The sequence below is a fragment of the Roseibium marinum genome, assembly GCF_002906165.1.
Lineage (GTDB): Bacteria > Pseudomonadota > Alphaproteobacteria > Rhizobiales > Stappiaceae > Roseibium > Roseibium marinum.
Map to the genome: position 1 here is coordinate 86,775 of NZ_PPCN01000005.1, position 12,807 is coordinate 99,581.

Here is a 12,807-nt window from a genome sequence, read left to right on the forward strand (position 1 = left end):
AAAATGTATGCATCTAATCCAGTTCAGGAAGACTTTCTCTCCGATAAACGCCAGAAAATATGGAATATAGCGAATCTGTTTTGAGATTTTAACTCGTTCGTGTATACATGCATCGCGTTGGGAGGAAGGATTACCGCGATGCTGGAACATGACGGTCAAAGTCAGGGCACATGGATGGGCGGGCGTTCGGCCGTCGGTGACATGGTCAGTGGCTATTCGATAGAAGTCTTGCCGCGCACGGCCGCCAAGATCGATGATTTCAAGGCTCTCCTTCCGGAAGGAACCCGGGTCTATGTCGCCAATGTCGAAGGTACGGACTTCGACGACATGATCCTGACCGCAAGGCGCTTGCGCGGCGACGGGTTCGCGGTCATGCCGCATATGCCGGCGCGCCTCATTGACGATGCCCGTGAGCTGGAGACCATGTTGTCGCGCTACAGGGACGAAGCCGACGTAAGCGAGGCACTCCTTGTCGGGGGCGGGAGATCGCAGCCGTTCGGCGCCTATGACAACACCATGCAGATGCTCGACACCGGCCTCTATGACAAATACGGCTTCAAGCGCCTTCACGTCGCGGGGCATCCGGAAGGCAATCCGGACATAGACGGCGACGGGTCATTCCGGCGGGTGGACGCGGCCTTGCAATGGAAACAGGCATTCTGTGACAGGACGGATGCCGAGATGGCAATCGTCACGCAGTTCGTTTTCGATGCCGATCCTGTTGTCCGCTGGGCTCAGCGCCTGAAGGGCATGGGCGTTACGCTCCCCATTCACGTGGGCGTCGCCGGGCCGGCCAAGCTGCAGACCCTGATCAAATTCGCCATGACATGCGGGGTCGGGCCGTCGATCAAGGTGCTCAAGCGCCGGGCAATGGATCTCGGCAAGCTGCTGCTTCCCTATGAACCGACAGACGTTCTGACCGACCTTTGCCGAAAGGTTGCAAACACGCCGGACAGCCCGATCGCGCAGGTTCATTTCTTCCCGCTGGGCGGTATCAAATCCTGTGCCGAATGGGCCGGCCGGCAGGAGGCCGCTTAGGCGAAGGCGGGCGCGGCGTAGCCGGCCTCAGACCAATGAACGGCATTATGTATCAAGAGCACCAAGGGTGCTCGCCGTTGTGGAGTGAGGTAAAATGACTCCACAACTGAAGTGTCTTTGTGCATCCTACAAGGATGCAGATATTACATCGCGCCTTTGCCGATACTGTTGGCCACATAAAGACATTACTTGGCGGTGCATTTGTTGGCTTCGCTTCTCTCGTCGCCCTATACCTTTGGAAAGGGCGTGAAATGGCATTAGAGGAAGTGCCGTTTGTTGTTGTCGCTATTGTCGGCGCTCTGTCAGGTGTAGTCTTCATTTTCTTATACAATTTCGCTTGTGCGCCATACCGCATTGAACGAGATGCGCATGAACTAACAAAATCCCGTCTTCGTCAGATTGAAGCAGACCTTCCAAATTATGGGACTTACGAAGGCGATCACGAGCAACTTATGTTGTTCGTGGTGAACAGGATATTCCCCTTGATTGGGGGTGTTCGGTCAATGGCCGAACAAATTCCAGATGCGCCGAAGATTGAGGATAATCAGCCATTGATGGAGGCAATAAAAAGCCTCGCCCCCCTATCAAGCTCACCTGTGGAATATATTCCCCTGCCGAAGATGATTGATGCGGTAAACACTATTGAGGCAAATTATGCCCTTTATGTGCGCGAAATCGATCGCGCAATGAGCAATGCAAAAACAAATGTTTATTCGTTAAAAGACTGGGAGCATTGGAGGTCGGCGCACAACGCCGTCGAGGGAGAGTTCGAGGTAATAAGAAAAAATTCTAGGTTGGGCGCTCTCTTTCGACCAACCCGTAAAAGTCGATGGGGCAGGCTCGTTGGTACGGCTAATCTAACCGAAAACTGTCAACTCCTGCAGCCTGAAGGCACTGGATAAGAAACGTCGCGCTGAATTTTCCCCGAGAAAGCTTATTCCGCAGCGTACCATATACTTAGTAGTCTGGGGCCGGCATAGCCGGCCTGATCGCGGGCGGTTCCAGGTATCCGTCAGAGGCCGATCGTCTCTATGGTTTCCTCATAGAGGGCGTCCACGGTCGCGGCCCGCAGGGAAAGCACCTTGCGCTGGTTGACCGATCCCTTGTCCGTGATCTCTCCCGCATCCGGCGAGGGAGGCGGATCCATCAGCACCAGCTTCCTGATCAGGGTTGAGGACCCTGTCGCCTGACTTGCAAGCGACGTCAGTTTGTCCCGGAAAATCGCGACGACCGCGGGATGAGCGAAAAGCGCGGCGGGGGCTGCGTCTTCGTCCAGTCCGGTCAGCCGATGCAGCTCCTCGACATTGGGAAACACAAGCGCGGCGAGATAGGGGCGGTCGGCGCCCGCGATGGCGACATCGCGCACGATCGTGCCGAAATGGTTGATGAAGGCGGTGCGCAGCGCGCCGGTCGATACCCAGGTGCCGGTATCGAGCTTGAAATTCTCCGCCGTTCGGCCGTCGAAGAAGAAGCCCGCGGACATGTCGTCCGGATCGGCAAAGCGCAACGCGTCGCCGAAACAATAGTAGCCTTCCTCGTCGAAGGACCTTGCGGTGACCTCCGGTGCCTTCCAGTAACCGGGCATGATGTTCGGTCCCCTGACCCTGGCATCGAGCTTGCCGTCCTGGGGCACCAGCTTGAGCTGCACGCCATAGCCGGGCAGGCCGACATTACCGGCTTCCTCGACCGGCCAGGTGCACATCAGGCAGGCCGGGGCGGTTTCCGTGGCGCCAAGACCGGTGGCCAGAAGGATCCTCTGTCCCAGGGTTTCCGCTGCAAGCCGCTCCAGATCGTCCCAGGTATGCTGTGCCATGGATGCACCGGCATACCAGAGCATCTTCAGATCCTTGAAGAAATTCCGGCGGAGCTGGCCATCCGCTTCCAGATACGGAATCAGGGCCTCGAAACCCTTGGGGACATTGAAGTACCAGGTGGGAGACACGTCCTTCAGGTTCCGGACGGTTTCCTTGATTCCCTGCGGCGTCGGATTGCCGTGGTCGAGATAGAAGGACCCGCCGCTGAAGAGGGGAATGAAGAATTCCTTGTTGCCCGCCGCGGTGTGATGCCAGGGCGCCCAGGACAGGAGAACTGGCGGTTCGGTCTTGAAATAGGTGAAGGTTTCCCGTGTCATGATCTGGTTCGAGCAGATCATGCGATGGGTGTTCATGACAGCCTTGGGCGTGCCCGTCGAACCGGAGGTGAACAGAAACTTGGCGACGCTGTCGGGGGTGAGGGCGTCAAACGCCTTTTCGACCGCCTCCGTCGGCTGCGTCGAGAGCGCGAAGTCGAAGCCTTGTTCGGTGCCTGGCGCGTTCTTGCCGAACAGGGTGCGCGTATCCTCCAGATTGGCGACCGCCGCGATCGCCTTTTCGAAGGGCTTGCTGTCGGCGGCATAGATCATGCCCGGGGTGATGCTGTCAAAGATATCCTTCAGCCGGGCGAAATCCTTCGAAATCAGGGAATAGGCGGGCGAAATCGCGGCATAGGGGATGCCGACGTGGATCGCCGCCAGCGCCAGAACGGCATGATTGAGGTCGTTGCCGGAAAGGATGACGAGGGGACGTTCGGCAGTCAGTCCCGCGTCGAGGAGGTACTGCCCGAGCGCGCGTGTTTTCGTCAAAGCTTCGGCGTAGCTTATCCTTGTCCAGCCGCCGTCCCCGGTCCGTTCGGCAAAGAGTGTCCTCTCGGGCTGTTCGGCGGCGTATTTGAGAAGCGGCTCGGTGATCCGGTCGGGATAGGGCGGCAGCGGTCTGGTCTGCTCGATATAGATCACCCCGTCGTCGTTCTGGCGCACGGTGATTTCGGGCGCCCAGACTTCGACCGGCCGCAATGGTGCTTCGACCCGGCGCGCGTGGTCAGGTTGGTGTGTCTGCATCGATGTCCTCCCGGTTCCCGGTCTCCAGCCGGTCCGATTGACCTCTCATTTTCCGCTTGACGGAAGATCGGTCAATCTGTTCATTATCTAATAGTTCAAAAGTGAACAGTGTCAATTCGAATGAAATTGACCGGGAAGAATATGGCCTGGGAGGCCCGTGGATGGCTTTGGTGGACTACGAGTTGCAGGGCGATATCGCGATCCTGCGGCTCAACAGGCCTGACAAGCGCAATGCGATGAATGACGCCATGCTGGCGGATCTCGGTATGGCAGCCGATCGCGCGGCCGGGGAGGCCAAGGCCGCTGTCATTTGCGGTAACGGCACCCATTTCAGCGCCGGTCTTGACCTTCTGGAGCATTCGCAAAAGACCGTGATGGAATCCATCGATGGGTCACGATCCTGGCACGCGGTGTTTTCCCGTATCCAGCGCGGCAAGATTCCCTTCGTTGCCGCGTTGCATGGCGCGGTGGTCGGCGGGGGGCTCGAGCTTGCGTCCAACGCCCATATCCGCGTTGCCGACAGCGAAACCTATTTCGCCATGCCCGAGGGCCAGCGCGGCATATTCGTGGGCGGCAGCGGCTCGGTGAACATCACCCGCCTGATGGGCGTCGCCCGGATGACGGACCTCATGCTGACCGGCCGCGTGCTGAGCGCTGAGGAAGCGGAGCGCTGCGCCGTCGTTACCTATGTCACGGAACCCGGAAAGTCCTTCGACAAGGCGATGGAGCTTGCGGAAAAGATTGCCGGCAACGCGTCGCTTTCCAACTACATCACCATCAACGGGCTGCAGCGCATCCATGACAGCGGGTATGACGAGGGCCTGTTCTTTGAATCGATGGTCGCTTCCCTGACGCAGAACACGCCCGAGGCGATCGAGAGATTGCAGGCCTTTGTTCAGAAGAAGGCCAAGCGGCTCGATATTCCGACGAAAGACCGACAGAGCGAGGACACGTGAGCATTCTGGAATTTCCCGCACAACAGGACGACAATACAGCGGAACCCTTGAACTTCGGAAGCCAGGAACAGGCTGCCGGATTTGTCCTGCGTATTGCCCAGTTGGCGGCCTTTGAACGGTTCTTCGCTCTTTTTCCGGCGCACGATATCAAGATTTCCGAATATTCCGTGCTGGTCGGCATCGCCCTGAACCCCGGCGTGCGCCAGGGCGTTCTCGCCGATTTTCTCAAGATCAAGTGGTCGAACATGACCAAGCTGGTTCGCACGCTGGAAGACAGGACCCTTATCGGCCGCAGAGTTCCGAAAAACGACCGCCGCTCCGTGGAGCTCTATGTCACCGAGGAAGGGCACAAGCTGATCGACAGCGTGTCGCAGGACATGGAGACGTCAGACCGCAAGGCGTTCCAGATGCTCTCCGACGATGAGCACACGCAGCTTCTCGTCCTGCTTCGCAAGGTTGCCGGCTGGCCGCCGCGGGGCGCTGACGCAAAGGGCCCCCAATGATCAATATCGATGACCTGGTCGCGATCGACATTCATACCCATGCCGAGGAACCGTGCTGCGGACCCCGGGACGACGGCTATGACGAGTTCCAGGCGGCAATGGCCCGGTATTTCAAGAACCCGGCCGGGGCGAAGGGCATGCTGCCCTCCGTTGCCGAGACGGCCGCCTATTACCGCGAGAGAAAGATCGGCTGCGTGATCTTTCCGGTCGATGCCGAACGGCAGACAGGCTTCAGGCGCTACAGCAACGAGGAAGTCGCCGAGATCGCCGCACAAAACAGCGACATCATGATCCCCTTTGCCTCCATCGATCCGGCGAAAGGCAAGCTGGGCGCGCGCGAAGCGCGGCGGCTGGTGCGCGATTTCGGTGTGCGCGGTTTCAAGTTCCATCCGACCATGCAGGCGTTTTACCCGAACGATCGCGACGCCTATGTGCTTTACGAGGCGATTGCCGAAGAGGGCGCCGTCACGCTGTTTCACACCGGTCAGACAGGGGTCGGATCGGGAATGCCCGGCGGCATGGGCATGCGCCTGAAATATTCCAATCCGCTTTATCTGGACGATGTGGCCGCGGACTTTCCGGATATGCCGATCATTCTCGCGCACCCTTCATTCCCCTGGCAGGAGGAAGCCCTGTCGGTCGCGACCCACAAGCCCAACGTCTATATCGACCTGTCCGGCTGGTCGCCGAAATACTTTCCGCCGATCCTGGTGCAGTACGCCAACACGATCCTGAAGCACAAGATGCTTTTCGGGTCCGACTGGCCCGCCATCACGCCGGACCGCTGGCTGGCGGATTTCGAGAATATCAAGATCAAGGATGAGGTGCGCCCGCTCATCCTGAAGGAGAATGGGAGGAAGCTGCTGAAGCTTTAGCGGTTTTCAGGGTGCTGGATCAACGGACGTTCAATCGTTTCCGATTGTACGTTCCAAGTTGATCGGTTTTGGAGTGTTGGAGCATCTTGTCCGCGTTCAAGTGAACGCGGGATGCTCCAGATCAACGGACGTTCAATCGTTTCCGATTGTACGTCCCAAGTTGATCGATTTTGGAGTGTTGGAGCATCTTGTCTGCGTTCAAGTGAACGCAGGATGCTCCAGGTCTGGGAGGACTTGAAGATGAAACGACTGCTTGCAATGACAGCTCTGGTTGCCTCGCTTGCCGTGACCGGTCTGAGTGCGGACGCGCGCGAATTGCGCGTTGCCCCCGCAGCGCCGCCGGCCCATCCGGCGAACGGAGTGATGTATACGAACTTCATCAAATACCTGCCTGAGGAATCCGATGGCCGGCTGACCGGCCTGATGATCGGCCCGGAGGTCGTCAGTCTTCTGCAGGTGAAGGATGCGCTCCAGTCCCAGGTGATCGAGGTGGGCAACCTTCTGCCGCTCTATTTCCCCGCGGACCTGCCGATGATGGCGGTCACCGGACAGCTATCCCTGATCGGTACGGATTCGCAGGCCATGGCGGCCGCCGTGACCGAATTCATCGTCAATTGCACGCCCTGCCAGGAGGAAATGAAAAAGCAGCAACTGGTCTATCTGGGATCCGGGGCGTCCGACGTCTACGAATTCCTGACCACAAAGCCGATCCGCACCTCGGAAGATCTCAAGGGACTTCGGCTTCGCTCGGGCGGTGCACCCTGGGCGCGATTTGCGGAGCATTTCGAAGCCACTCCGGTGCAGATGTCCGTCTTCGACCAGTTCGAGGCGATCAGCCAGGGCGCGATCGACGGAACCATGGCTTCGATTGCCGACATGCTTTCGTTCCGGCTTGTCGAGGTGGTCAAATACGTGACCTTCGCGCCGCTCGGGCTTTATCATTCCACATCGGATTTCACCGTCTCGAAGGTAACCTGGGACGGCCTCTCCGCGGAGGATCGCGGAGCGATGGCCCGGGCGGCCAATCGCGCGAATGTCGACTTTACCCATCGCTGGGGTTCGGAAATGCCCGCGGCAGCCGAACAGGCCGCCAAGGATGCCGGCGTGGAACTCATCGAGGCCGACGCCTCTCTTGTCACCGCCATGCAGGACTTCATCCAGGCGGACATCACGACAGCGGGTGAATATTCCCAGCAGGAATTCGGCATCGAGGACGCTCCGGAACAGATCGGGACATTTCTTGGCCTTGTCAAGAAGTGGGAGGCCATCTCCGAGGAGGTCGGAGACGACCCGGCGGCCATGTCCAAGCGCATCTACGAAGAAGTCTGGTCCAAGGTGGACTACGCGAGCTACGGTAGCTGATCCGGTTCAGGATCCGGGGGCGGTCCAGCCCCCGGGTCCTGCCGGCATCGCTTTGGCCTTGTGAGGAACGCCCATGCGCCTGCTTTTTCGTGTGCAGGACAGTTTATTGAACCTGCTGGCGGTGGTGGGAGCGCTCGCCATCGTGGCGTTGATGCTGCATGTCGCGGCCGACGTGGTTCTGCGCAACGCGCTCAATTCCCCCATACCCGCCACGTATGAAATCGTGACACATTATTACATGATCGCCCTTGCCTTCATTCCGCTGGCCTGGGTCGAAAAGGGAGGAGGAATGGTGCAGGTCGAGGTCTTCGAGACGTTTCTCGGCCCACGGGGACTTGTCTGGTCCGACAGGCTGGTGGCGCTTCTGTCGAGCGTCATTTATGCCGCATTGGCCTGGTTCACCTTGCAGACCGCCCTGCGAAATTTCGATACCGGTGTCTTCGTGCTGGCGCAGAACACGCGGGTTCCCACCTGGCCTGCCTATTTTCTCCTGCCGCTCGGCTTCGCTCTTGCTGCCTTGACGACAGCCATCCGGATGGTCTTTCCGGCGCGGGGAGCCGCTGTATGAGCGTTGCAACCGGTTTTGCCGGCGTGATCCTGCTGTTCCTTCTGCTGGCGGCGCGGGTGCCGGTTGCCCTCGCGTTGATCGCGGTTCCGGTGGTCGGGATTGCCTGGCTGCTCGGCTGGACCCCGGCGATAGGCATTCTGGCATCGACGCCCTTCGACTTCGTCTCAAACTGGACCTTGTCGGCAGTGCCGATGTTCCTGCTCATGGGGTTCGTCGCCTACCATTCGGGGCTCACCGGCGGCCTGTTCGATGCAGCCAAGGCCGTGCTGCGGAAAGTTCCCGGCGCTCTCGCCATTTCATCGATCTTTGCCTGTTCGGGCTTTGCCGCCGTATGCGGATCGTCGCTGGCGACGGCGGCCGCCATGGGGCGCATAGCCATTCCGGAAATGATAAAGTCGGGCTATTCGGCGAGTTTCGCCAGCGGGTCGATTGCGGCAGGCGGCACGATTGGCGCCCTGATCCCGCCCTCCATTCTCATGATCGTTTACGGTGTCTTTGCCGAAACGTCGGTTACACAGGTCTTCCTGGGCGGCATCACCATCGGGCTTTTGACGGCGGTCGCCTACTCCATCGTCGTCCTCATCACGTGCTGGCTGCGGCCCGATATCGCACCGCCCCGGCCGCTCGATGCCGCGGATATCGATACCCGTAAAGCGCTCCTCGAAATATGGCCCGTGATCGTGCTCATGCTGCTGGTGTTCGGCGGAATGTTCTCCGGCTTCTTCACCGCAACAGAGGCCGGTGCGGCGGGAGCCATGGGGGCGATCCTGATCTCTACCGCAACACGGCGCCTGAGCTGGAGCACGTTCCGGCGAGCGATGATCGAGACGCTGATGACGTCGTCCTCGCTGTTCATTATCGGCGTGGGCGCGGCCATGTTCACCCGCTTTCTCGGGCTGACGGGGTTGACCGGCTTCCTGGCCGGCGCGGTCAATGGGGCGGAACTAAGCTATGTGGAACTGATGCTGCTGATCGTTGCGCTGTATCTGGTTCTCGGCATGTTCATGGAGCCATTCGGGGCGATGCTGGTGACACTGCCGGTCCTGCTGCCGATTCTGAACGCTCAATCGATCAGCCTGGTGTGGTTCGGCGTTCTGGTGGTCAAGCTGCTGGAAATAGGCATGATCACGCCCCCGGTCGGGCTGAACGTGTTTGTCATCAAGAATGTCGCGGCAAGATACGTCACGGTGGTTCAGGTCTTCAAAGGGGTCATTCCCTTTCTTCTCGTCGATCTCCTCGTCGTTGCCGTTGTGATCGTCTTCCCGGACGTCGTGCTGTTTCTGCCGAACGCGCTCAAGTGACAAGTGCGCCGGCTTTTGTCGCCATTTACGGGTCCGTGACCCAGAGTCTCGGTGCATTCGGGTTTCCGCGAGGGGATTAAAGCCCGCACGACAATCCAGGCGGGTATTATAAGTCTGACGGCCGAAATCCAGCCAGTTGCGTCGCCCGGAAAAGCACAGGCAGTTCCGGCCCGGGGCGAACGGGGAAGGAGAACGGATCAAGCTGGCAGCGTTGCAGCGATAGCCGCAGGTAAGTTGATATAAATTTCACTATAAGAAATAAATACCAAAAAGATTTGACCTCATCTTGAGCTTGCCCTTATCCATAACTGCGCTGGTATAAAAACCAGTGCTTGAAATATCTTGCAGCAAGGGTTGGGAAAATTTGCCAGCTGCGGGATCGGGAGGGGCAGTTCTAGGGAGGTAACCATGAACGCTTTGAAATGTAAGGCCATTCTGGCATCGGCTGCGTTGTCGGCTGCAGTTCTTTCACCGCTGCCGGCAGCAGCAAACGGCTTGCAGTGTGAGCCGGGCGAAACATACATCATGAACGTGATGGTCTCCGGACACCCCTATTGGGTGCCGGTCTATCAGGGCTTCAAACAGGCCGCCGCCGCTTTCGGATGCGAGACGATCTTCTCGGGCACTCCGGATTATGACATCACCAAACAGATCGCCTCCTTCGAACAGGACATGGTCAAACAGCCGGCCGGGATGCTTCTGCATCCGATGCAGTCCGATCCGTTCATCGAGCCGATCAACCGGGCGATCGACAGCGGCACGCAGATCGTGACCTTCGCGGCGGATTCGCCAAAGTCGAACCGCACCGCCTACATCACCTCCGACAACCTGGCCGAGGCCAAGTTCGCCGCGGAAGAAATCGTCAAGCAGGTCGGCGACAGCGCAGAGTACGCTGTTCTGGAAAATCCTGGCCAGTCCAACCATGATCTGCGTGTCACCGCGCTCATTTCCTACATGGAGGAGAACTATCCGGACATGAAGCTGGTGGGACGGCAGGCCACCAACCAGGACAGCAACGCGGCCTACCGGGCAACCGCCTCGATACTGCAGGCGAATCCGAACCTGGCGGCGCTGTGGATTCCGGAAGCCGGTTCCGCCGAAGGGGCTGTCGCCGCGGTTCTGGAAGCGGAAGCCGAGGTGCTGATCATGCATGCGGATGTGACGCCGACCACGCTTGAGCATATCAAAGCCGGCAACATCCATATGGCGCTGAACCCGAACCAGGGCATCCAGGGTTTCATGGGGTTCATGGCCACTTTTCTGGCCGCGCATCCGGACGTCTTCGATCCGTTCAACGACTACAAGGTGTCCGGCTACAATCCGATGCAGGTTCCCTACATCGATAACGGTTTCGCCGTCATAACCAAGGAGAATGCCGACAGCTTCGACCTCAACGCCTACATGGAAGGCCGCGATCCGAGCTAAAGCTCCGCCGGAGCGGGCAACACGCTCCTGTCCCCGGGCTGTCTTCGCCGAACGAGCAGGCGCAAGACAGCCCTCCTTACTCCAATCTTGAGCAAGACGGCGCTGTCATGACTGACGACGTGATCCTAAAAATCTCCAACCTGAGCAAATCGTTCGGACCTGTCCGCGCGTTGAAGGGGGTCGACTTCGAATTGCGCAAGGGCGAGATCCATGCGCTTGCGGGCGAAAACGGTGCCGGCAAATCGACGCTGATGAATGTGATCGACGGGATCCTGCAACCGGACAGCGGAGAGATCTCCATTGATGGCCAGCGCGTGAAGATCGGCTCGCCGGCCGTGGCGCAGAAACTCGGCATCGGGTTCGTGCATCAGGAAATCGCCTTGTGCCCGGATGTGTCGGTGGCCGAGAACATCTTCATGGCAACGACGAACACAAGCCGATCTTTCCTGATGAACTATCATGCGTTGGAGAAAAAGGCGGCCGCGGTGCTCGGCGAACTCGTCACCATCGATCCTTCGACGCTGGTGCGCGACCTGTCGATCTCCCATCAGCAGCTGGTGGAGATCGCCAAGGCGCTGACACTCGATTGCCGGGTCCTCATCCTGGACGAGCCGACCGCCGCGCTGACGGAAAAGGAAGCGCAGATCCTGTTCAGGATCATGCGCCGACTGGCCGGCAAGGGTATATCGATCATCTATATTTCCCACCGCATGGTGGAGATCTTCGACAATTGCGACCGTGTCTCTGTTTTTCGGGACGGTTGTCATATCACCACCCGCAACGTGGCCGACGTCGTACCCGACGACGTGGTCAACGCCATGGTGGGGCGGGTTATCGACGAACTTTATCCGAGGAAGCAGTCGGAGGACGAACGGTCCGAAGATGTCATTCTCGATGTTCGTAATCTAAGCGAGCGGACCCGCTTCAAGGATGTAACGTTTCAAATCCGGAAGGGTGAAATCCTGGGCCTTGCGGGCCTGATCGGCGCCGGACGCAGCGAAATCGTCAAGGGTATTTGCCGTCTCGAGGGGAAAGTGAGCGGCGAGATGTCCCTGAACGGGCTTCCACTCTCGCTCACGTCTTACAAGGACAGCATCTCGAAAGGCATCGTGTACCTGTCGGAGGACCGCAAGGGCGACGGCATATTCCTCGAGATGCCGATTTCGGCGAATGTTTCGGCGCTGAAGCCCGAACAGGTCGCCAACGCGTTGGGCCTCATCGTCAGATACAAGGAGGAGGCGCAGGCCGCACGACTCGCGGCGCGCCTCAACCTGAAATTCGGCGCGCTCACAGATCCCGTTTCGTCGCTGTCGGGCGGCAACCAGCAGAAGGTCGCCATCGCGAAAATGCTGTGGGTCGATCCGAAACTCATTTTCCTGGACGAGCCGACCCGCGGGGTGGATGTCGGCGCGAAGGCGGAAATTCACCGCATCCTCAGAACCCTAGCCGCGAGCGGGGTCGGCATCCTGGTCATATCCTCCGAACTGCCGGAGCTGATCGGCGTGTGCGACCGGGTCCTGGTTGTCTGCGAAGGCCGGATCAGCGGCGAAGTCAGCGGAAAAGACATGAGCGAAGAAAACATCATGCACCTGGCGTCGGTCGGCGGCGTCCGGCCAAGCTTACACTAGGGCGTGCGGACGAATTGGAGGCGCATTTCGTGAGACAAGAGGCGAGAGATGGCGGGGAAAGATCCGCGGAGCTTATCGGCGATACGGTCAAGGATTTTTTCGTGTCGGATCGAAGCCTCTTGTCTCACCCTAAGGGCCGGGCCTCCATCGCCCAATCCCAGCGCCAATCCGTCTTGATCTTGAACGATGCAGCTCCCGGCGAAATGCATCTCAAATTCGTCCACACCGCCTAGAGCACTTTGGGGAAAACCATGGAAGACGCAGTCTCCCTGACAG

At 59.0% G+C, this 12,807-nt stretch carries 11 protein-coding genes; 10 read left to right on the forward strand and 1 reads right to left on the reverse strand.

All coding sequences use genetic code 11. From position 1 onward, the window contains the following. Positions 1–138 precede the first annotated feature (138 nt). A complete protein-coding gene (locus CLV41_RS13120) occupies positions 139–1,038 on the forward strand; it encodes a methylenetetrahydrofolate reductase (RefSeq protein ID WP_103222870.1) in 900 nt (299 codons plus the stop codon). Positions 1,039–1,172: 134 nt separating this feature from the next. Continuing rightward, a complete protein-coding gene (locus tag CLV41_RS13125; RefSeq protein WP_103222871.1) occupies positions 1,173–1,940 on the forward strand; it encodes a hypothetical protein in 768 nt (255 codons plus the stop codon). 110 nt (positions 1,941–2,050) lie between these two features. On the opposite strand, the gene CLV41_RS13130 is transcribed toward CLV41_RS13125, so the two are convergent. After that, on the reverse strand, positions 2,051–3,913 hold the full coding sequence (locus CLV41_RS13130) for a feruloyl-CoA synthase (protein ID WP_103222872.1): 1,863 nt from the start codon (positions 3,911–3,913) through the stop codon (positions 2,051–2,053). 161 nt (positions 3,914–4,074) lie between these two features. Between CLV41_RS13130 and CLV41_RS13135 the strand changes: the two genes are divergently transcribed. From CLV41_RS13135 to CLV41_RS13170, 8 genes are all read left to right on the forward strand, one after another. Next, the gene (locus CLV41_RS13135) at positions 4,075–4,869 is read left to right on the forward strand and encodes a crotonase/enoyl-CoA hydratase family protein (protein ID WP_103223087.1); all 795 of its coding nucleotides are present in this window, start codon (positions 4,075–4,077) and stop codon (positions 4,867–4,869) included. Further along, a complete protein-coding gene (locus CLV41_RS13140; RefSeq protein ID WP_170107187.1) occupies positions 4,866–5,372 on the forward strand; it encodes a MarR family winged helix-turn-helix transcriptional regulator in 507 nt (168 codons plus the stop codon). Before CLV41_RS13135 ends, CLV41_RS13140 begins: the two co-directional genes overlap by 4 nt. Continuing rightward, on the forward strand, positions 5,369–6,247 hold the full coding sequence (locus CLV41_RS13145; RefSeq protein ID WP_208987489.1) for an amidohydrolase family protein: 879 nt from the start codon (positions 5,369–5,371) through the stop codon (positions 6,245–6,247). The genes CLV41_RS13140 and CLV41_RS13145 overlap by 4 nt, the downstream gene beginning before the upstream one ends. 240 nt (positions 6,248–6,487) lie before the next feature. Next, complete coding sequence (locus CLV41_RS13150; protein ID WP_103223089.1) at positions 6,488–7,609, forward strand: C4-dicarboxylate TRAP transporter substrate-binding protein; 1,122 nt, start codon at positions 6,488–6,490, stop codon at positions 7,607–7,609. A gap of 73 nt (positions 7,610–7,682) precedes the next feature. Continuing rightward, positions 7,683–8,177 carry a TRAP transporter small permease gene (locus CLV41_RS13155; protein WP_103222874.1) on the forward strand — a complete coding sequence of 165 codons (495 nt, stop codon included), beginning with the start codon at positions 7,683–7,685 and terminating at the stop codon, positions 8,175–8,177. Further along, positions 8,174–9,478 (forward strand): TRAP transporter large permease, encoded by a 1,305-nt coding sequence (locus CLV41_RS13160; RefSeq protein ID WP_103222875.1) that lies wholly within the window; start codon positions 8,174–8,176, stop codon positions 9,476–9,478. The genes CLV41_RS13155 and CLV41_RS13160 overlap by 4 nt, the downstream gene beginning before the upstream one ends. Before the next feature lie 408 nt (positions 9,479–9,886). Beyond that, on the forward strand, positions 9,887–10,903 hold the full coding sequence (locus CLV41_RS13165) for a substrate-binding domain-containing protein (RefSeq protein WP_103222876.1): 1,017 nt from the start codon (positions 9,887–9,889) through the stop codon (positions 10,901–10,903). A gap of 107 nt (positions 10,904–11,010) precedes the next feature. Then, positions 11,011–12,531 carry a sugar ABC transporter ATP-binding protein gene (locus CLV41_RS13170; RefSeq protein WP_103222877.1) on the forward strand — a complete coding sequence of 507 codons (1,521 nt, stop codon included), beginning with the start codon at positions 11,011–11,013 and terminating at the stop codon, positions 12,529–12,531. The last annotated feature ends 276 nt before the right edge of the window (positions 12,532–12,807 follow it).

What these genes read in the sequence shown, in the direction of transcription:
- CLV41_RS13120 (WP_103222870.1), top strand. Translation starts at nt 139, where the DNA reads ATGCTGGAACATGACGGTCAAAGTCAGGGCACATGGATGGGCGGGCGT.
- CLV41_RS13125 (WP_103222871.1), top strand. Translation starts at nt 1,173, where the DNA reads ATGCAGATATTACATCGCGCCTTTGCCGATACTGTTGGCCACATAAAG.
- CLV41_RS13130 (WP_103222872.1), bottom strand. Translation starts at nt 3,913, where the DNA reads ATGCAGACACACCAACCTGACCACGCGCGCCGGGTCGAAGCACCATTG.
- CLV41_RS13135 (WP_103223087.1), top strand. Translation starts at nt 4,075, where the DNA reads ATGGCTTTGGTGGACTACGAGTTGCAGGGCGATATCGCGATCCTGCGG.
- CLV41_RS13145 (WP_208987489.1), top strand. Translation starts at nt 5,369, where the DNA reads ATGATCAATATCGATGACCTGGTCGCGATCGACATTCATACCCATGCC.
- CLV41_RS13150 (WP_103223089.1), top strand. Translation starts at nt 6,488, where the DNA reads ATGAAACGACTGCTTGCAATGACAGCTCTGGTTGCCTCGCTTGCCGTG.
- CLV41_RS13155 (WP_103222874.1), top strand. Translation starts at nt 7,683, where the DNA reads ATGCGCCTGCTTTTTCGTGTGCAGGACAGTTTATTGAACCTGCTGGCG.
- CLV41_RS13160 (WP_103222875.1), top strand. Translation starts at nt 8,174, where the DNA reads ATGAGCGTTGCAACCGGTTTTGCCGGCGTGATCCTGCTGTTCCTTCTG.
- CLV41_RS13165 (WP_103222876.1), top strand. Translation starts at nt 9,887, where the DNA reads ATGAACGCTTTGAAATGTAAGGCCATTCTGGCATCGGCTGCGTTGTCG.
- CLV41_RS13170 (WP_103222877.1), top strand. Translation starts at nt 11,011, where the DNA reads ATGACTGACGACGTGATCCTAAAAATCTCCAACCTGAGCAAATCGTTC.